Annotated in this window: 17 protein-coding genes and 1 pseudogene; 14 read left to right on the top strand and 4 right to left on the bottom strand. The window is 53.2% G+C overall.

The window, feature by feature from the left end; genetic code table 11:
• Positions 1 to 15: 15 nt before the first annotated feature.
• Positions 16 to 777, bottom strand: coding sequence for a TorF family putative porin (locus IEW12_RS25210; RefSeq protein WP_188568918.1), 762 nt, complete (start codon positions 775 to 777; stop codon positions 16 to 18).
• A 352-nt stretch (positions 778 to 1129) separates the two neighbouring features.
• Between IEW12_RS25210 and IEW12_RS25205 the strand changes: the two genes are divergently transcribed.
• A complete protein-coding gene (locus tag IEW12_RS25205; RefSeq protein ID WP_188568917.1) occupies positions 1130 to 1369 on the top strand; it encodes an accessory factor UbiK family protein in 240 nt (79 codons plus the stop codon).
• Positions 1370 to 1444: 75 nt separating this feature from the next.
• Here the strand turns inward: IEW12_RS25205 and IEW12_RS25200 are convergent, their stop codons facing one another.
• Entirely contained in the window at positions 1445 to 3316 is a 1872-nt protein-coding gene (locus IEW12_RS25200) for a sensor domain-containing phosphodiesterase (protein ID WP_229751347.1), read from the bottom strand.
• Positions 3317 to 3797: 481 nt separating this feature from the next.
• Here IEW12_RS25200 and IEW12_RS25195 point away from each other — a divergent pair, with 481 nt between their 5' ends.
• The 10 genes and pseudogenes from IEW12_RS25195 to IEW12_RS25155 form a co-directional block, all read left to right on the top strand.
• Positions 3798 to 4322, top strand: a complete 525-nt coding sequence (locus tag IEW12_RS25195; RefSeq protein WP_188568916.1) for a superoxide dismutase family protein — start codon at positions 3798 to 3800, stop codon at positions 4320 to 4322.
• A gap of 91 nt (positions 4323 to 4413) precedes the next feature.
• Complete coding sequence (locus IEW12_RS25190) at positions 4414 to 4998, top strand: uracil-DNA glycosylase family protein (protein ID WP_188568915.1); 585 nt, start codon at positions 4414 to 4416, stop codon at positions 4996 to 4998.
• 306 nt (positions 4999 to 5304) lie between these two features.
• Positions 5305 to 5865: a TlpA family protein disulfide reductase gene (locus IEW12_RS25185; protein WP_188568914.1), complete on the top strand. Its 561-nt coding sequence runs from the start codon at positions 5305 to 5307 to the stop codon at positions 5863 to 5865.
• The gene (locus IEW12_RS25180) at positions 5862 to 6107 is read left to right on the top strand and encodes a DUF4266 domain-containing protein (protein WP_188568913.1); all 246 of its coding nucleotides are present in this window, start codon (positions 5862 to 5864) and stop codon (positions 6105 to 6107) included. Before IEW12_RS25185 ends, IEW12_RS25180 begins: the two co-directional genes overlap by 4 nt.
• A gap of 16 nt (positions 6108 to 6123) precedes the next feature.
• Positions 6124 to 7149: a DUF3570 domain-containing protein gene (locus IEW12_RS25175; RefSeq protein ID WP_229751346.1), complete on the top strand. Its 1026-nt coding sequence runs from the start codon at positions 6124 to 6126 to the stop codon at positions 7147 to 7149.
• Positions 7150 to 7158: 9 nt separating this feature from the next.
• Entirely contained in the window at positions 7159 to 7311 is a 153-nt protein-coding gene (locus IEW12_RS28965) for a hypothetical protein (RefSeq protein ID WP_229751345.1), read from the top strand.
• Positions 7312 to 7356: 45 nt separating this feature from the next.
• Positions 7357 to 8259, top strand: coding sequence for an FAD:protein FMN transferase (locus IEW12_RS25170; protein WP_188568912.1), 903 nt, complete (start codon positions 7357 to 7359; stop codon positions 8257 to 8259).
• A gap of 54 nt (positions 8260 to 8313) precedes the next feature.
• Complete coding sequence (locus IEW12_RS25165; protein WP_188568911.1) at positions 8314 to 9759, top strand: Ig-like domain-containing protein; 1446 nt, start codon at positions 8314 to 8316, stop codon at positions 9757 to 9759.
• A 162-nt stretch (positions 9760 to 9921) separates the two neighbouring features.
• The gene (locus IEW12_RS25160) at positions 9922 to 11361 is read left to right on the top strand and encodes a tetratricopeptide repeat protein (protein ID WP_188568910.1); all 1440 of its coding nucleotides are present in this window, start codon (positions 9922 to 9924) and stop codon (positions 11359 to 11361) included.
• Between the two features lie 185 nt (positions 11362 to 11546).
• A pseudogene (locus tag IEW12_RS25155) lies at positions 11547 to 11756 on the top strand (magnesium chelatase domain-containing protein); the annotation flags it as partial.
• 407 nt (positions 11757 to 12163) lie between these two features.
• Here the strand turns inward: IEW12_RS25155 and IEW12_RS25150 are convergent.
• Positions 12164 to 12535, bottom strand: a complete 372-nt coding sequence (locus IEW12_RS25150; RefSeq protein WP_188568908.1) for a helix-turn-helix domain-containing protein — start codon at positions 12533 to 12535, stop codon at positions 12164 to 12166.
• An 841-nt stretch (positions 12536 to 13376) separates the two neighbouring features.
• Between IEW12_RS25150 and IEW12_RS25145 the strand changes: the two genes are divergently transcribed.
• The 3 genes from IEW12_RS25145 to IEW12_RS25135 all read left to right on the top strand — a co-directional run bounded on the left by IEW12_RS25145 (position 13377) and on the right by IEW12_RS25135 (position 15451).
• Positions 13377 to 13829 carry a hypothetical protein gene (locus tag IEW12_RS25145; protein ID WP_188568907.1) on the top strand — a complete coding sequence of 151 codons (453 nt, stop codon included), beginning with the start codon at positions 13377 to 13379 and terminating at the stop codon, positions 13827 to 13829.
• Entirely contained in the window at positions 13826 to 14623 is a 798-nt protein-coding gene (locus IEW12_RS25140) for a metallophosphoesterase (protein ID WP_188568906.1), read from the top strand. The genes IEW12_RS25145 and IEW12_RS25140 overlap by 4 nt, the downstream gene beginning before the upstream one ends.
• A gap of 600 nt (positions 14624 to 15223) precedes the next feature.
• The gene (locus tag IEW12_RS25135) at positions 15224 to 15451 is read left to right on the top strand and encodes a hypothetical protein (protein WP_188568905.1); all 228 of its coding nucleotides are present in this window, start codon (positions 15224 to 15226) and stop codon (positions 15449 to 15451) included.
• A 373-nt stretch (positions 15452 to 15824) separates the two neighbouring features.
• Here the strand turns inward: IEW12_RS25135 and IEW12_RS25130 are convergent, their stop codons facing one another.
• The gene (locus IEW12_RS25130; protein ID WP_229751344.1) at positions 15825 to 19232 is read right to left on the bottom strand and encodes a calcium-binding protein; all 3408 of its coding nucleotides are present in this window, start codon (positions 19230 to 19232) and stop codon (positions 15825 to 15827) included.
• Positions 19233 to 19267: the final 35 nt, after the last annotated feature.

The raw sequence follows: 19267 nt of genomic DNA, 5'->3' as shown, positions 1-19267 counted from the left end.
TAAAAACCTCAGGACTTAAAATGTTTTCACGGCTGTCAGGACAATCGAACTTTTGCCGGTAAACTTGCCTTGCGGACTGACATACGCAGACCTTTCGGCATTGGTGCCGATCGCGGACAAATTGAAGCCGACGCCGAAGAACTCCTTGCTGACGCCGATCTTGTAATCCCAGTAGCTGGCGATAGGATTGTTCTTGATGACCTGGTTACCGATGTGCGTACCAACCGTATAGCCGTTACCCATATCGAAATTGGCGCCGATGTCCAGATAGCTGCTGTTTTTGCTATCGACAAAGCCGAACAGGTTGGTCAGCGAGTAGGAATACTTGATGTAAGCGATACCGTAAGAAAGCTGGGCATAGACTTCAGTTGTATCGGCATTGGCAAAACCGGGCACCTTGCCCAGGCCGTTGGAAGGATAGACATAGCTCAGTACGCCGACGTCATAGCCGAGGTCCTTGGCAAGCTCGCCGCGCTTACCGGCATACAGATCCCATTCCACATCGCCGCTGCCGCCGGCATCCTTGGTCCACTTGATGCTGGACAACCAGGTACCTGCGTAGAAACCGGTAGGATTGTGGGTGTAGTCGGCGCCGCCCTGCACTGCCGGGTCAAAACGTGATTGCGTGATACCGCGATAACGGTATTCGCTCGCGATACCAATATTGAAACTTACTTCATTGTCCGGCTTTGCTTCTTCTGGTTTTGCATCTTCCGCATGCGCAAAACTGCTGATGAAGGCTGCAGAAATGGCTGCTACAAGTATCAGTTTCTTCATAACGCTTCCCTCTTCTAGTTAATATCCCATTGCCCGAATTGATATACTTCAGGCTGGTATTAGCAGAAGTCGTGCCAAGCCCTGCATTTGCAAAATTTAATTTGGCAAATAGCCGATAGATAGCAGGAAGATTACGGATGGCATTTCTTGTTAGCCTGCTATTCCGTGCTGCATGCGTTATGATTCTAGAAATGCGCGGAGAATATCAAGCAGTAAAAAATGACGCGGCCAGCGGGATAAAACGCCACATATCAGTGTGCCGCACCAGATTGACGCAAGGAAATTGGGTGTCAGCGCCAAAGCCCGCACCAAGATCGTGCAAATTAAGTATTAGCCACAACAAAGGATTCCCATGGACAAGCAAAATTTCTTTAATGACATGCAGGCCAAGATCAATCAGGTTCTGGAAAACTCTCCCGCCAAGGACATAGAAAAGAACGTCAAGGCCATGATGAGCCAGGGCTTCGCCAAGCTGGATCTGGTCACCCGCGAAGAATTCGACATCCAGGCACAGGTATTAGCCAAGACCCGCGCCAAACTCGAAGCTTTGGAAGAACGGGTGGCGGCACTGGAAGCCAAACTGGACAAATAAACACTTGTTACCGTCGCGCGGCGCTTGCGGCAGCTGTCTGCAGCTCGCAGCGTGGGGCTTAAGTGCATGGCCGCTTTAACCTGCAACACTCCTGAGCAACGGGCCGAAGACCGGATGTAGGCTGCCTTTTTCCGCCGGCATGGGCGAAATGGCAGCCAGCGTGCCGGTAAATTTCTGCACATGCCGTAAAAACTCCTCAGCAAGCAGCGGACGCGAAAAATGGTAGCCCTGCGCTACATCACAGCCCCAGCTGCGTATCATGGCCAATGAGTCGGCCGTTTCCACTCCCTCAGCGACTACATGGTAATCCAGCTCTTTCGCCAGCGCGATCAGGGAGCGGACTATGCGCTGGTCGCGCAGGCTGGTGTGCACATTGCGTATCAGGGATTGATCAAGCTTGACTACGCTGGCAGGCACCTTTTGCAGATAAGAGAAATTGCTGTAACCGGTGCCGAAGTCGTCCAGCGCCAGGCCCATGCCCAGTGCGCGTATCGCCTCCAGCGTCTGGATGATCTGCGGACTTTCCATCCATATGCCTTCGGTGCATTCTATCTCTATATACTGCGGCTCCAGCCCGGCTTCCTTGCTGGCCGCCTCCAGGCGCTCGCAGATATCTTCCTCTTCAAAATTGTGCGCAGAGAGATTGATCGCTATCTTTATTTTGTGGCCGGCCGCGTGCCAGGCGCCGGCTTGCCGGAATGCAGTCCGTATGACCCAGTCGGTCAGCGGCTTTATCAGTGCCGTTTTTTCTATCAGCGGTATGAATTCCGCCGGCGAGATAGGCCCCAATTCAGGGTGGGTCCAGCGCAATAATGCTTCAGCCGAGGCGCAGCTGTCATTGTGCAGATCATGCTTGGGCTGGTAAACCAGGTGCAGGCCATCATCGCGGATTGCATCATGCACGTCATTGAGTAACCTGAACGAGCGCTGGTGGCTGCTATCTTCCACTATGCTGTAGACGGACCAGCGTTGCTGCAGCAGCAAGGCCTGGTTCACCGCAGACAAGGCCTTGCGCGGAGCCTCTAGCGCACTGTGCGCATCGACATCAAACTCGACGATGCCGCCAAAGCCAGGCAAGTTCAATGGCACCTCCCGGCTGTGCACAGGCTCATGCAAAGCCGGTTCCAGCCCGTACACGAAGCGGACAAAGCCGGCCGTATCGGCATCGCTGGACAAGATCGCAAACCTGGCATCGGTCACATGGTAGACACGGGCCTTACCGATAAACAGCCTTCTCAGCCTGAGCGAAACGCTGCGTATCAGCTCGTCATAGACGGCGGGGCCCAATACCGACGCGATCTCAAATGCAGTGGCGGCATCCGGCATATCCAGGTACACCAGCACGCGCCGCTGTCCGGCGGCCTCTGTCTGCAATGCAACCAGATCTTCTTCCAGCTGATATTTGTTCGGCATGCCACTGACTGCATCTACATGGCCCACCGTGCGGCGTAGCGACACGTGCGACATCGCCAGCGATGCCAGGCTCTGCAGCTTGGCCAATTGCTCCTCATCCAGCCGCCGCGGCTTGGTATCCGTCACGCATAAGGCACCTATTGCATCACCCTCGCGGGTCAGCATTGGCGCCCCTGCATAAAAGCGCGTCCCGGCGGGGCCGGTCACCATTTCATTGTGCCTGAAGCGCTCATCCAGCAAGGTATCTTCCACCACCATCACCTTGCTCGCATTGATGGCATGCGCGCAAAAAGACTCTCCCAGTTTGCCATCGTGCGGGCAAATTCCAACATTGGATTTCAGCCATTGCCGGTCGCGATCGACCAGGGATACGTATGATGCACTCATGCCGAACAGGGTCACCGCCAGCCGGGTAATGGAGTCAAAATATTCCGAGGTATTGGTATCCAGTATTCCGAGTTCATGCAAGGCTGCCAGCCTCTCGGCTTCAGAATTTTCTTGCATGATGGTGTCTGTGCTTGTGCTCATATTCATTCAGATACTCCTGCATGTACGGCACTTGCCGTCAACATGACTTGCCTGGCTCTCAGTAGCCATAAATATTTCCCGATGGAACATCATGTTACCCAGCAAGCGTTTTCGAGTGAATTTGATTGCGCCAACTACGCCGATAGCCATTCGCTATAATGGCAAAACAAAGAGTGCTTCCCCTGAGCTAGCCACGGGACTGTTAATAGTTCTGGCAACACCGGTTTTAAAAATCAATTATCATCAACCGCCTTATCACCAATCGGATAACATGCTTATCATTCACGGTGGATGGCGACTGCAGGCCCGTTTCTTGAGCCGGAATTGCAGGTTGTTTTGACAGATGGCGATAAAATTCTAACGCCAAGCTTTTTTCGGTGCCGACGCGATGTATTCTTTTTGCATCAGCCCGATTTCCTCTTGAATCAGGACTGGCAAGCAGTATCAGTAACAGGCTGTTGCGAATAACCACCACAGGAGAACCAGTATGAAATTGATCCCCATTGCACTTGTAAGCGCTGCAGCGATCGCAGGCTGCGCAGGCTTATCCAGCTCTGCGCCCAAGGCAGAAGCAATCATGAAGCCGACCCAGGGCAATACCGTCAGCGGTACTGTCAGCTTTGTGCAGCAAGGCGATGCGATACAGGTGGAAGCGCGCTTAGAGGGCCTGACGCCCGGCCTGCACGGTTTTCATATCCATGAGAAAGGCGACTGCAGCGCCTCGGATGGCACCAGCGCAGGCGGCCACTTCAATCCATCAAGCAAGCCGCACGGCGACCCGGCCCATGCGGAACACCATGGCGGCGACTTCGGCAATCTGACGGCAGATGCGAATGGCAAAGCCGTGCTGCAACTCAGCATCCCCGCTAGCCAGATCACGCTGGCAAAAGACGCGCCGAACAGCGTGATAGGCAAAGGCCTGATCGTGCATGCAGACCCGGACGACTACGTGACCCAGCCTACCGGTAATTCCGGCAAACGGCTGGCCTGCGGCGTGGTTGCTCTGAAATAAGAGAGCCTGCACTCAGATACAGCAGTAATAGGCAGAGCGCGGTTTGTACGACATAGGTTTGCCGCTCTGCCTCCTTTCTTCGTAATTCCCCATGCACAAGCTTGACCGTCTGCTGACCGAGATACGCGCCTGCACGCTGTGTGCCGAGCATCTTCCGCTGGGGCCGCGGCCCGTGGTGCAGATGGGCAGCACGGCCCGCATCCTGATCGCCGGCCAGGCACCGGGACGAAAAGTGCACGCTACAGGCACACCGTTTGACGATGCCAGCGGCGAACGCCTACGCGACTGGCTGGGCATGTCGAAAGAGATTTTCTACGACCCCGCCATCGTTGCCATATTGCCGATGGGCTTTTGCTATCCCGGCACCGGCAAGTCCGGCGACCTGCCGCCACGGCCAGAATGCGCAGCCACCTGGCGCGCAAAGGCGCTATCCCTGTTGCCCAATATCGAACTGACCCTGGTAATAGGCCAGTATGCGCAGGCCTATCATCTGCCGGGCAACAAAGCGACATTGACCGAACTGGTGCAGGCCTGGCGCGAGCATGGCCCGGCGATTATTCCCCTCCCCCATCCCAGCCCGCGCAATAACATCTGGCTCAAGCGCAATCCCTGGTTTCAGGCGGAATTGCTGCCTGAGCTCAGGGAGCAGATAGCCCGGATACTGTACCAGGCTTAATTTCCCCATTGTTCGCAGTTGGACAGGTTGGGACAGGCCAGGCTCAGCGGCGACATGTTCTGGTTCGCATGGCTAGAATTCAGCCTGCAGATATCACGAAAACAACATTCCTCCATTCTCCAGCCAGGTAATGCTCTCTAGCGTCCGGCATCAATGCTGCTCTTCGGCAAAAATCATTCGCTTAAAAAAAATTTCCAAATAACACCACCTGGTTTGAACCGGGATGAGACTGGCCGGTATTAACGCTTAGAACTCATTTATAAACAGCGCTGGCATTGCGTTGAAACGACCGTCTACAGGTGACTAATGAAGAATAAAAATAGAAAGCATGAACACGGCCTTATATCTTTAAAAGCACCCCTCCCTCCATTCCGGCCGGCGCTGGCCTTGCTATGCGCCGGCATTGTCGCGTTGCAGGCAAACCTCGCATTCGCGGTAGAAACCGGCAGCCTGGCGCCAGATTTCAGCTTGCAGGGTATCGCGCATCCCCTGCAGTTGAGCGATTTCAAAGGCAAGGTGGTGTATCTGGATTTTTGGGCTTCATGGTGCGGCCCCTGCAAGCAATCCTTCCCATGGATGAATGATTTACAGGCCAAATACGGCCCGCAGGGTTTCAAGGTCATTGCCGTCAATGTGGATACCAATGCCGAGGAATGGAAAAAATTCCTGGAAAAAGTACCGGCCCGTTTCGATATCGCGCTGGACCCTCAGGGGACGGTGGCCAGCCAGTACAAAGTCAAGGCCATGCCGACCAGCCTGATCATAGGTAGCGATGGAAAAGTACTGGTAGAGCATCAGGGATTCAATGAACGCACGCGCAGCCGTTCGGAAAAAATCCTGAGTTCCCTCTTTGGAGACAAACAATGAAGCGTCCAGCTTTTAAGAATAGTGGCCGCCTGCTGCTGCTGACCATCTTGGCAGCCTGCAGCAGCGCGTGCAGCAGCCTGTCGACAGTACAAGCCTGGCAAAGAGGAAATCTGGCGCGCCCGGACATGACAATAGAGGGTAGCGATGCGCTGGCCAGCAAGTTTAGCGAGCACATCTATAGCAGCCGTGAAGCCGCCGCCAAAGGCGCGGGTGTCGGCGGTGGCGGCTGTGGTTGCAACTGAGAAGATGAGTCTACCCATGCTCAAACCCATGAAAAGATATTCCAAGCTCACCTCAGAAAACCGTATCACGGTCGAAGTGGAGGCCGAGGAAAGCGCTATACGTCCGGTTGGCGCAGCTTTAATGGCCGCCGCACTGGCTTTGCCGCTTTCTGCGCAAGTCCATGCGGAAACCGCGCCCGAAAACGGCTTGATCAGCCTGAAACATCTGGACTACCAGGATTACCAGCCCGGCATAGACCGCATCCGTGTGAAAGCGACTGCGCTGCAGGTGATTGCCCCCATCGCGGAGGAGTGGGCAATCGGGGGCAGCGTCGTCACCGACAGCATTTCAGGTGCATCACCCGCATTTCATACCTCGGCAATCACCAAGCTGAAGGACTTCCGCCGTGCCGGCGACGTGGATGTAACACGCTACTTCCAGCGAGGCAGCATCAATATCGGCGTCAATATCTCCGGCGAATCGGATTACCTGTCGCGCGGCTTGTCGGCGCAAGGCAGCCTGTCCAGCGAAGATAAAAACACGACATGGACTGCCGGTTTCGGCGTGAACAATGACGACATCAACCCAAACAACCATATCGTCAGCCATGAACATAAACGTACCGCAGATTTCCTGCTGGGCGTCACGCAGATCCTGACGCCTGACGATATCGTGCAATTCACGCTCGGTTATTCAGACGGCAACGGCTACTTCAGCGATCCGTACAAGTTCCTGGATAGCCGCCCGCGCTCGCGCGATAGCACTACCTTGCTCGCACGCTGGAACCATTACCTGAATTCGACCAGGGGCATCTTGCGCATCAGCTATCGCTACTACAGCGATAACTGGAGCATCCATTCGCACACTTTCAACAATGAATATGTGCAGGAACTGCCCGGCGGCTGGACAATCACCCCATTCCTGCGCCTGTACACGCAAACCAAGGCGCGGTTTTATATCGATGCCGATCCGTCGATACTGCCGTTCGCGCCAAGTCCGCCGCCGGATGCTGTTTTTCATTCGGAAGACCAGCGCCTTGCCAACTTTGGTGCATTGACCTAGGGCCTGAAGGTGGCCAAACAACTGGGCGATAAATGGACGATAGACCTGAAGCTTGAACAATATACGCAGAAAGCGTCGCTGCAGATTTTCGGCAATGGCAGCCCTGGCCTGCAGGACTTCCATGCCCGCAGCATACAGCTCGGCCTGGCGCGGCAGTTTTGAGCGTTGCAGGAAGGGATACCCGGGCACTTCACATAACGACCACATATGGAAATTTACAAGATTCCCTTCCGCGCCATGGCCTGCCATTGCGAAGTCGTGATTGCGATGCAGAGCAAGGACGATGCGCATGCCATCGCCCAAAAGGCGATAGCAGAGGTGCAGCGTATTGAAACGAAATATTCACGCTACCGTGAGGACAGCATCGTCTCGTGCATCAATGCGGCGGCGGGCCGTGAAGCGGTCACCTGCGATGATGAAACCTGGTCGCTGCTGAAGTATGCCGACAGCCTGTATCAGGTGAGTGACGGGTTGTTTGATATTACTTCCGGCGTATTGCGTCGCGTATGGAATTTTAAAGTGCCGCAGATACCTGCAGGGCAGGATTTGGAGCAGGTCCTAGAATTGATAGGCTGGGGCGGTGTCAGGCTGGAAGAGCAACGGATACAGCTCCCGAAAGCCGGCATGGAAATCGATTTCGGCGGCTTTGGAAAAGAGTATGCGAGCGACCGCGCAGCATCGCTGATATCGCATCAGGGTGTGCAGCATGGCTACGTCAACCTGGGCGGAGATATCCGGGTGATCGGCCCCAAACCGGACGGGCAAGCCTGGATGATGGGCATACAGGACCCGCGCAAGAAGGGCGCACTGACGGCGACGATACCCATGCTTGCGGGCGGCCTGGCAACCAGCGGCGACTATGAGCGCTATTTCGAGGTAAACGGCCAGCGTTACTGCCATGTGCTCAATCCGCGTAGCGGGCAGCCGGTATCGCACTGGCGCTCGGTCAGCGTACTGGCGCCCTTGGCTGTAGTGGCAGGTAATTGCACCACGATAGCGATGCTGAAAGAAACGGATGGCCTGGCCTATCTGGAAAGCACCGGCATGCGCTATCTGGCAATAGATAACGAAGGCAGGATGCACTCCGACTCGCATTCAGAATCGCGGTAATTTTTTCTACAGAATTTAGGTATTTGATTTAACTACTTACTAGAGGCAAAGATCATGGCTAATCTTATAGGCACCGCAGGCAACGACATCTGGAGCTTTACCGGCGGACTGACCGCGACCATAGACGGATTAGGCGGTATCGACACTGTGATCATGGGGCTGGCAACGCAGGGCAGCTTTGAATATAACCAGTCAGCCGATGGCGCCATCCATGTCGACACTATCTCAGGCGCGAGCGACCAGGCCCACCTGACCTTGTACAACGTCGAAAAGCTGGTATTTTCAAATGGCACGGTCACGATGGATTTGACCAAATTCTTTGATTTGGTCGCGCCTACCGTTACCGGTTTTGATCCGGCGACGAGCGCGGTCAATGTTCCAACGGACAAAGACATACTGATTAATTTCAGCGAGGCGATAGCCAAAGGCAGCGGCACTATCGTCATCACTACCGCGGCTGGCGCACCGGTAGCAACTTACGATATAGCGACCAGCCCAAATGTGTCGGTATCGGGCAATAGCTTAAAAATCGACCCCAGTGCCGATCTGAGTCTAGGCACCACCTATAACGTGACGATCAATAGCGGCGCGGTCAAGGACCTGGCCGGCAACAGCCTCGCCGCCGGCAGCACCTTGAGTTTTAGCACAGTGAACAACACCACTATCGTCGGTACAAGCGGCAACGACAATCTCAAGGGCGGCGGCGGTGACGACAAGATTACCGGTGGTGGCGGCAATGACATCATCAACGGCGGAGACGGTACTGATACCGCAATATATTCCGGCAAGCTGAGCGACTACAACATCTCAGGCAATGCCAACAGTTTGACAGTGCAGGACAAAGTCGCGGCGCGCGATGGCAGCGATAGCCTGAGCCAGGTGGAGCGCCTGCAATTTAGCGACCACATCCTCAACCTCAGCGTACAGGCCGACGCGCGCAGTATCAGCAGCGGCCAGCTCCATGCAATTGAAGAGCTGTATGTGGCCTTCTTCAATCGCGTGCCGGATGCCGACGGACTGGATTACTGGATCCATCAATACAAGGCCGGGCTATCGATCAGCCAGATAGGCAATTCCTTCTTTAGCGCCGCACAGCAGTTTCCGGTGCAGACCGGTTTTTCGTCCAGCCAGACCGATACCGACTTCATCACCCTGGTGTACAAGAACGTCTTGGGACGCAACGACGGCCCGGACGCCGATGGCCTAAGCTACTGGCTGCATGAGCTGGGCAACGGGACTAGCCACGGATCGCTGGTCAGCACCATCCTGAATGCAGCCCATACCTATAAAGGGGATCCCAGCCTGGGATGGGTAGCCGACCTGCTGGACAACAAGATCGCCGTGGCAGACCAGGTGGCAGTAGCCTGGGGCCTGAATTTCCTGACACCTGAAGCCGCCATTACCGGCGGCATGGCGATCGCCGCTGCAATTACCCCGACCGATACCAGCGCTGCGATCAAGCTGGTAGGGATAGACGACAGCCAGATCAAGCTAGGCTGAGGCTTTATCTTAAAACAAGCATGGGATTGCAATGCAAGCTCACCGCACTTGACGACGGATTTTCCCAAGTTTTCAGGCCAAACCTGGGTCGGCGAAACATAGCAAATCCGGGAACAAGGCTCTATAATCGTCAGCTTACTCACTTGCAAGCGACGGTCTCCCATGCGGCTTTTAAAACAGCTCTTTCAACGCAAGACATCCTCAGCGCTGGACACAGATGAGCCAGATGATCTGGAACAGGCATCCCAGGGCAGCCAAGGGCAAACGCCAGGCGACAGCATGGTGCTGAACCTGGCATTTGAGTTAAAAGTCAAACGCTCAGGGTTCAATGAAACGCTGGACTGGCTGCAGGCGGGAGTGGAACTGCATCCTGACTCCGACCAGCTGCATTTTGTCGCGGCGAATCTTTATTTTCACAACAAGAATTTCGCCGTCGCAGCGAAGCTATTGCAGCGAGTTACTGCACTTAATCCCGGCAATGCCAATGCCCATAGCTTGCTGGGGGCGAGCTTGCAGATGCTGGGAGAGCATGAGAAGGCTTTAGCCAGTTTTGAAGCAGCGGTAAGAATTGACCCCACCCTTTGGGCAGCCAACCACAGCATTGGAAACCTGTACAAAATGCTGGGCCATCCTTACAAGGCTCTCGAACCTTTTCAGCGCGCCCTGTTCACTCGGCATAAATTGGGTGATGAGCTTATCCTGGACGGGGAGTTTACCCGCACTTCACGCAGCAAGCTGCGGCATGACGTTGAGCAGCTTGCCTACCTGGCGGAGCGAGAAATCGGAGGGCCGCCGGTCAAAGCCGCTTTGCAGGCACTAAACCAGGTGGAAACAGCCATGCAGCCCTACTTTACAGGCCATCTGGCTGAGTTCCCGGCACACATCAAACCCATCGCGGCGCCCTATTACAACCGCTTGCTGAATCATTACAATGCGCCTGCACTTCCGGGCGGAGCACTCAATCAGGACCAGGATTGGGCCGCTATAGAGGCAGCCTACGTGACCAACGCGCCGGGCATCATTTTCATCGATAATTTTCTCAAGCCTGAAGCCCTGGCCAGCTTGCGGCGTTTTTGTCTTGAGTCCACCATCTGGTTCGAGAACCGCTATTCGAACGGTTACCTGGGCTGTGTTGATGAACAAGGTTTCGGTTGCCCTCTGCTGGCTCAAATTGCTGAAGAGCAGAGACTGGCCTTGCCGGGTATATTTGATGACAGCAGGCTTACCGGCTTGTGGGGCTACAAATACGATAGCAAGATGTCCGGCATTTCTGTGCATGCCGACTATGCCGCGGTCAATGTCAATTTCTGGATAACACCGGATTCGGCCAATCTGAATCCTGAACGAGGCGGCCTGATCGTGTGGGACAAGGAAGCTCCGCGGGATTGGGACTTTAGCGACTACAACGGAAATGCACCGCGCATAGATAAATTCCTGCAAGAGTCCGGTGCCAATCCGGTCGTCATACCTCACAAACAGAACCGGGTCGCCATCTTTAATTCTGACCTGTTCCATCGTACCGACGACTACCACTTCAAGGAAGGCTACGAAAACCGGCGCATCAATATCACGATGCTGTATGGAGACAGAAGAAAGACTTGATGGGCTGAAGGCTGCCCGCTTGCGTGTTGCGGGCACGCTGCGCAACAGGGTCATCCAGTGCAAAACGCCGAAGTCCGACCGATGCCGCCATCTCACAAATCGCCTACCCGGCTTAAGTCACTTTGACGCTCAGGGCTCTATTCTGCTATTGTTACAGTTACAATTAATTCAACAATAGCCATTCTATGAGCCTAGCCGTTTTGAAGAGCCGCGCGCTGTCAGGCATGCAAGCGCCGGAAGTCACCGTTGAAGTGCATCTGGCAAACGGCCTACCTTCTTTTACTATTGTCGGTCTCCCCGAGACCGAGGTGAAAGAATCCAAGGACAGGGTCAGGGCAGCTTTGCAGAATGCGCGTTTTGAATTCCCCCAAAAACGTATTAAATGTAGTCAAGCACTTTTTACCCAAATTTTGAATCGAGTAGAAGTTGCGGGGTATGGGGGCGCTTTAGCCCCCATGTAGACAAACAACGCCTGATTTTGGTTAACTCGATTTGCGGCCTTTTCCTCTGCACATACGTATCCTGTTTCGCGCCATGCTAAACCGCTTTTGACTTTCATAAAACAATTTAATTGCATGAAAGAAAGATAAATCAAAAAATTTCCTTAGGGAATTAAATTGAAATTTATTGATTTTTCCTGGAGGCGCAATAGGCAACTTTTAACATCTCTGGCTAACTTGCGCCACGGAATGTCGACGGCTAATACCGACCTAAAGATGACACATTGACTCATTGAATGCTGCCAATTTACGCCAAAATTCATCACGAAAATTGGCCGTTTTTGTTTAGATTTTCATGCAAGTTATCGGCTTCTTTCAAAAAAAAGCCTGACAAAATCTACAACAAAGGATCGGTCTTTCGGCTTCATTTTTCCGACCAGATTACTAACAATTTCGGCCTCTGAAATTCGTTTAACTGGTCCCGAATCTAACAATTCGGCAATCGGAATTTCCAACTGCACCGCTATTTCTTCTAATAGCGCTAATGAAGGGGCTGTGGCGCCTCGTTCAATTCGAGAAATAGTCTCTACCTCGACATCAACCAGGCCAGCAAATTGATCTTGGGTTAGCCCAAGCATCTTACGCTGAGCCGCAACATTTTTTCCAACGCGGGGAATCAATTCGGAGGGTTTTCTTTTTTTCACGACCTGATTTGCCGGGTTATAAGCCAACAAATATGGTCTACTCTTTACCTTTTTCCAAGAAGGATGTAATCTGTCTATTCTTAAATCAACATATCACATCTATAAAAGCATAAAAGCGACCCATCTCTTCTCTCCCGAATTTTGTTAGGTGAGATTCCATATACCAATGCATATTTTTAATACTGACCAACGCCCCCTTTCCGCGCTCGTTCCCTGGCTAGGAACTCCGATGTGGCAATCTATGAGTTTGGACTTTAACCGACCATACTATTTGTTAGGATATGCGGCAGGTGACGAGTCGCCACAATTGGGTCACACATTCTTATTTTGGGAACTGGACCGGCTCGTACATTACTGCCGTGAAGTGCTCTCGGATGACGCCAAAAGGCTAACTCAAGTCTCCATGATTTGCCCTAACTGGATGACCAAGTCTGCAGGCTGGCAAATGGTCGACATCAGTGAAATTCGTCAGGTAAAAGTTAAGCGTGGCAATGTACCAATCTTTGTATATGTCGCCAAAGACGGGCGAGAATTATCGGACTCTAGATCAAACCTCCACCTAAAGAAGACAGGCCCGCACGAGTCCATATTAACCGTAGAAGTGTAACGACCAATAATCGGCTCCGGCTCAAGCACGCGGAAGTACTTGCTCGTGTTTTATTCAAAAATACAGCTACCCAAACATGCCAAACATCTCTAATTTTCACAAAAATATTCACGTCGATGGCGATGTTTTTCAGCTGTATCGCCGTATAGAGAAAGTTCTGTCTGGTTCGTATTTGAGTAACACGAAAGAGCATGAGCGATCTGTTCGGGAGCTAAGGTATAGAAAAGTTTCGTCGTTCGATTGTTCAGATGGGGCGTCTTCAGTATGAGTTCAGAATTTACCGAAAATAAACAACAAGAGTGGAATCCAGACTGGGTTGACCGTGTGCCAAGCGACTTTCCAATCCCAGCACCAGCTTCGGGAACCGTTGGAGGCTTTCAAGCCAAAGTATTGATGATTGAATACAAAGGAAAATACTACTTAAAAGGATCGACGCCGCGCGATCGCTGGGAGCGTTGGGACGTTTGCGAAGATATGGCTCAGCAACTGAAAGAAAAGTGCCTTGAATCAAAAGCAGGTAAGCGCGCCCACCTGCCGGAAGTCGACATCCTGGATCAATATTTTGATCGGCTACTTAAAACGAACTGGACATCACCGGAAGAGGCTCGCTGGATAACCCAGCGTATCGCCGGCTTGCTCTCCTGGCCGGTCCCTGAATCGGCGAATACGCATCAAGTGCCGGCAAGCAGGCAGTCTGGGGAAGCGGATTCCTTATGAGGCTACTAGTATTGTCCGACCTTCATCTAGACCTCTGGGAAGATGACGGTCCGACATTTGATCTAGCGCTTAGCAGACCCGACGTGGTTCTTCTGGTCGGCGACATCCACAAAGGTGCGCGGGGCATCAACTGGGCAGCTCGCACTTTCCGTGGCATCCCCGTGATCTATGTCGCCGGCAACCACGAGTTTTACGATGCGAACCTGGAAACCGTATTGGGTGAGATGGCAGAAGCAGCCAAGCGAACAGCCAATGTGCACTTTCTCGATACGGAAGAGATTTTACTGGGCGACAATCGATTCCTTGGCTGCACGCTGTGGACCAACTTCAGACTGATGTCGGACGAGCCAGCCGATAGGCAGATTGCGATGGAAGTTGCGCAAGGCAGCCCTGACTACAAATGCATCCGTCTCAAGAACCAGAAATTCCGTCCAATACGCCCCAGCGATACCGCCCGCTTCCATGCCGAACAAAAAGCCTGGCTGCAACGGAAGCTGTCGGAACCCTTCGCCGGCAAGACGATAGTAGCGACTCATATGGCACCGTGCCTGGAAAGCATAGAGCCACAAGATCGGCAGAATCCGCAAGCCGCCGCGTACGCCTCTCGGCTGGATGACTTGGTGGCACAAGCCGATCTCTGGGTACATGGCCATTTGCATCACCGTTCCGACTATCTACGTGGGCGCGCACGCGTGATATGCAATCCACGTGGATATTGGATTCCCGGTAGTGGCGCTGAAAATCACCGCTTTGATCCCAATTTCATTGTCGAACTGGGGCCGGCCGCTGTTTGATCCGGCAGCCGCATCGATCAATTAATATTTTTATATTATCGAATTTGTTTTTATTGAGTTAGCCCGTCGATTGTGAATGTCCTGCCTGATGTTATCCAGGGGATTTTTGATCGACAGGAAGCGAGGCAACCATGCCACCATCGAAATTAGCCATAAAGTACGCCCCTGACGTCGAGCGTATGCGCCAATGTTTGGAGAGAGGCGGCTACGTCGTGGGCAAGGGCCGTATCGTACAGGCCTGGGCCGACTATTCAGCTTCCGCTGGCGCGACCTGGTTGCGCCCGGACGCCCTTGAGGACAGCCTGCGTCAAGCCTTACTGCGACAACTGTCGCCACTATCGGCTGACCCGGGTCCTTGCCGTCGGTTTATCGGACAAATCGTGGATGCCCGGGATGGAAGCGGCGACGGTATCCTTCCACTGCCGGTCGACTTGGTCGCCTATGCTGGATGGGAAGAAGGCGACGTGCTTCGGATCTCCGTTATGGCCCCGGGCCAGCTTAGCCTGGAGCGGGTGAGTATAGCGCGGGGCGACCACCGATGATCCATCCCGAGAAACTCTTCGCCACCCACTAACCCGCAGTTCTGACGGTATTTCACTTATGAAACATGCTCCTATTGAACGTCTGCGCCTATCGGCCAAACGGTACCACCGTACCAAGCGCGGTACGCCATTCGAGCAGGGCATCCTCATCCGGCATGCCTATGACGGCGACGACCAACGGCTGACCTGGTGGGATTACGCCACCTTTGTGCTCAATGATTACCGCATTGCGCTATCTTGGGAGCATCCGAGGATGGTGTATCAGAGTATGTGTCATTTCCATTAATTAACCCGACTGAACATTAATTAACCCGACTGGGAACCAATGAATTTTCCAAAGTTCAGCACCGATTTCTTGGCAGAACATCGGGACGATCTGGAGCAGGTGGATAAAGAGGCGCTGTAAGGGCGCCGTATGTCCGATACGATATGAATTCCATCATCGTTGAGCCAGTCGATAAGGAAAGGAATCCAAGGTTAATTTCGGGATGATCGCACGCAGAGGAGCGCACAGAACAAAATTCTCAGATCTTGTAGTTTAGACAATTGGGTCAGCGTGTTTAATTTTCTTTGAAAAATCAGAATTGCATTAGAGCCCCCCCTAAAAAAACGCCTACCTTCTATTCCGGAAGGCAGGCGTTATGCGGTGCAAATATCTATCAGCTCAAACGAGGCGACTGATCTTGCAAACTTGATGCGGTTTGCAGATTCTGTGGGCTAGCGCCAAAGCTCGCGTTGCTCAGCATCGTTTGTGCCGGCCCCATTGAGATGCTCGATAGATTCCCCATCATCGCATATTGATACGCCAAGTCGCCGCCAATCACTGCTGTATCGCTACCGGACAGATAGAAATTCAACATCGATGACGACAAAGACCAACTATTTAAGTTCGGGTTGGAAGCCCTAGCTTGGTCGAACGCTGATACAAGGCCGTCAAAATTAAATTCCTGTACCTTTTTGTTCTTCAACGCATTGGACGAGCTTGCGTCATACTCACTCGTGCCGTCTATCACCATCTGCAAGTTGGCAACGGAGTGGTTGTTGGTATCAGCATACCAATCTTTAAACGTCATTTGCTCGTTTGATCCGGTCGTCAAAATGAGATCGTTTCCTGATTTTTGGAACGCCAGATCGGCATAAGTGATGCCGCCTCCGAGAGACACTGTATTGTCCTTGCCAGTAGAGGATTTTATAGTGTCTTGACCATCGCCATGATTGAAAGCGACGACGTCGGCACCTGACATTGGATCAATAGTGTCATCTCCGCTACCGCCTATCAGTAAATCATTTCCAGCTGCGCCGTTGAGCTTATCAATTCCGGCTCCTCCTTGGAGAAGATTGTTCCCACTGCTTACAGTCAAAATATCGTTTCCTGCCTGGCCACTTAACAAACCGCCAGCTTCAGTGCCGATCAATTGATCATTGCCAGATGTACCTTGCAAAACCATTCGCTTCACATCCGAATATGACCAGATTGCTCCATTGGCAAACTTGATTTGATCCAAGGCGTAGGTGAATGGACCGTTACCAGTGCCGTCGCCGGTGAAATAGCCTCCCACTTCTACATAGTCCGCTGTGCCCTTGATGCTGATATACAGTGTGTTGTCACCTCGACTGAAAACCACGTCCCCGGGATTCAGGCCATCCAACAAGAGAGTATCGACCTTGTTGGTCTCGTTATAAGACGTGTTATCGATAATGTCGTGGCCAGCGCCGCGCCCGAAAACATAGGTGTCTGATCCCGAGCCACCATATAAACGATCCGTACCAGCACCACCGGTGAGGGTATCGTCTCCTGCATCACCACCCAGGGTGTCATCACCGTCTCCGCCTAACAGTTGATCATTGCCATTGCCGCCATACAGGTAGTCGTCGCCGGCGCCGCCCTGCACGATGTCGTTGCCATCGTCGCCCATTACGCGGTCATTGCCGTCGCCTCCATCCAACTGATCGTCGCCACCGTGACCCGATATAGTGTCGTTGCCTGCTAGACCAGCCAATGTGTCATTGGTTTCGTAACCGAATAGATAATCGGCAGCAGTTGTACCTTTGAGCACTTCAGTCTTGACCTTATCAATATTCCACACTGTGCCGTCGGCAAACTTGATTTGATCCAGTGCATAAGTGAATGGACCATTACCCGTGCCGTCGCCGGTGAAATAGCCTCCCACTTCTACATAGTCCGCTGTGCCCTTGATGCTGATATACAGTGTGTTGTCACCTCGACTGAAAACTACGTCCCCAGGATTCAGGCCATCCAACAAGAGGGTATCGACCTTGTTGGTCTCGTTATAAGACGTGTTATCGATAATGTCGTGGCCAGCGCCGCGCCCGAAAACATAGGTGTCTGATCCCGAGCCACCATATAAACGATCCGTACCAGCACCACCGGTGAGGGTATCGTCTCCTGCATCACCACCCAGGGTGTCATCACCGTCTCCGCCTAACAGTTGATCATTGCCATTGCCGCCATACAGGTAGTCGTCGCCGGCGCCGCCCTGCACGATGTCGTTGCCATCGTCGCCCATTACGCGGTCATTGCCGTCGCCTCCATCCAACTGATCGTCGCCACCGTGACCCGATATAGTGTCGTTTCCACCTAGGCCACTATAGACGTTTTTATTATCGTCACCTATATAGTTGTCGTTTCCATTTGTCCCACCGGCCATTTGCTGCATCACATCGCTATATCCCCAGATCGTGCCGTCGGCAAACTTGATCTGGTCCAGCTTATATTTCCAGTCGCCGTTGCCATTGCCATCTCCGATGAAGTAACCCCCTATAAATACGCTGTCGGCCGTACCGTTGACCTGAATGACGAGGTGGTCTTCCGTACGCAACAGGGTCACGTCACCCGGGTTGATGTCCTTGAACTGGAGTGTGTCGATACCGTTGTCACGGTACGAGCTGTTGCTGATAGTGTCCGCACCTGAACCTCTGCCGAACAAGTACGTATCCGATCCATTGCCACCACTCAGCGAGTCCCTGCCGGCACCACCGTCCAGTATGTCGTCACCCGTATCACCCTGCAGGCTATCATTGCCATCACCACCCAGCAATTGATCATTACCGTTACCACCATAGAGGTAATCGTCGCCAGCATCGCCCTTGAGGACGTCATTACCTTCCTGTCCATATAGGTAGTCGTCGCCGTCGCCTCCGCTCAATATATCGTCGCCGCCATGGCCTTGGATTTGATCATTTCCCGCCAGGCCGGACAGCGTATCGGCCGTTTCGTAGCCGATCAGATTGTCAGCTCCCGCAGTGCCTTTGATTACTTCAGTTTTGACTTTATCGACATTCCATATCGTACCGTCGGCAAACTTGATTTGGTCCAGCGTGTATTTCCAGTCGCCGTTGCCATTGCCATCTCCGATGAAGTAACCCCCAATAAATACACTGTCGGCAGTACCGTTGACCTGAATGACGAGATGGTCTTCCGTTCGCAACAGAGTCACATCACCCGGGTTGATGTCCTTGAACTGGAGTGTGTCGATACCGTTGTCACGGTACGAGCTGTTGCTGATTGTGTCCGCACCTGAGCCTCGGCCGAATAGGTAAGTGTCCGCCCCATTGCCGCCATCCAGCGAGTCCCTGCCGGCACCACCGTCCAGTATGTCGTCACCCGTATCACCCTGCAGGCTATCATTGCCATCACCACCCAGCAATTGATCGTTGCCGTTGCCACCATAGAGGTAATCATCGCCAGCATCGCCGTTGAGGACGTCATTACCTTCCTGTCCATATAGGTAGTCGTTGCCGTCGCCTCCGCTCAATATGTCGTCGCCGCCATGGCCTTGGATCTGGTCATTTCCGCCTAGCCCGTTATAGGTGTTATTGCCTTCGTCGCCGATGTAATTGTCATCGCCGTTTGTTCCACCGGCCATTTGCTGCATCACATCGCTATATCCCCAGATCGTGCCGTCGGCAAACTTGATCTGGTCCAGCTTATATTTCCAGTCGCCGTTGCCATTACCATCTCCGGTAAAGTAACCCGATATAGACACACTGTCGGTTGTGCCGTTGACTTGAATAATGAGGTGGTCTTCCGTGCGCAACAGGGTCACGTCACCCGGGTTGATGTCCTTGAACTGGAGCGTGT

The organism is Parundibacterium terreum (assembly GCF_014636315.1).
GTDB lineage: Bacteria > Pseudomonadota > Gammaproteobacteria > Burkholderiales > Burkholderiaceae_D > Undibacterium > Undibacterium terreum.
The sequence above is the reverse complement of the archived record's forward strand: the minus strand, read 5'-3'. Positions and strand labels throughout refer to the sequence as shown.

Coding starts and splice junctions, on each gene's coding strand:
- IEW12_RS25140 (WP_188568906.1), top strand. CDS start 13,826: ATGAGGCTACTAGTATTGTCCGACCTTCATCTAGACCTCTGGGAAGAT.
- IEW12_RS25190 (WP_188568915.1), top strand. CDS start 4,414: ATGCACAAGCTTGACCGTCTGCTGACCGAGATACGCGCCTGCACGCTG.
- IEW12_RS25135 (WP_188568905.1), top strand. CDS start 15,224: ATGAAACATGCTCCTATTGAACGTCTGCGCCTATCGGCCAAACGGTAC.
- IEW12_RS25180 (WP_188568913.1), top strand. CDS start 5,862: ATGAAGCGTCCAGCTTTTAAGAATAGTGGCCGCCTGCTGCTGCTGACC.
- IEW12_RS25160 (WP_188568910.1), top strand. CDS start 9,922: ATGCGGCTTTTAAAACAGCTCTTTCAACGCAAGACATCCTCAGCGCTG.
- IEW12_RS25165 (WP_188568911.1), top strand. CDS start 8,314: ATGGCTAATCTTATAGGCACCGCAGGCAACGACATCTGGAGCTTTACC.
- IEW12_RS25145 (WP_188568907.1), top strand. CDS start 13,377: ATGAGTTCAGAATTTACCGAAAATAAACAACAAGAGTGGAATCCAGAC.
- IEW12_RS25210 (WP_188568918.1), bottom strand. CDS start 777: ATGAAGAAACTGATACTTGTAGCAGCCATTTCTGCAGCCTTCATCAGC.
- IEW12_RS25205 (WP_188568917.1), top strand. CDS start 1,130: ATGGACAAGCAAAATTTCTTTAATGACATGCAGGCCAAGATCAATCAG.
- IEW12_RS25200 (WP_229751347.1), bottom strand. CDS start 3,316: ATGAATATGAGCACAAGCACAGACACCATCATGCAAGAAAATTCTGAA.
- IEW12_RS25170 (WP_188568912.1), top strand. CDS start 7,357: ATGGAAATTTACAAGATTCCCTTCCGCGCCATGGCCTGCCATTGCGAA.
- IEW12_RS25195 (WP_188568916.1), top strand. CDS start 3,798: ATGAAATTGATCCCCATTGCACTTGTAAGCGCTGCAGCGATCGCAGGC.
- IEW12_RS25185 (WP_188568914.1), top strand. CDS start 5,305: ATGAAGAATAAAAATAGAAAGCATGAACACGGCCTTATATCTTTAAAA.
- IEW12_RS25175 (WP_229751346.1), top strand. CDS start 6,124: ATGCTCAAACCCATGAAAAGATATTCCAAGCTCACCTCAGAAAACCGT.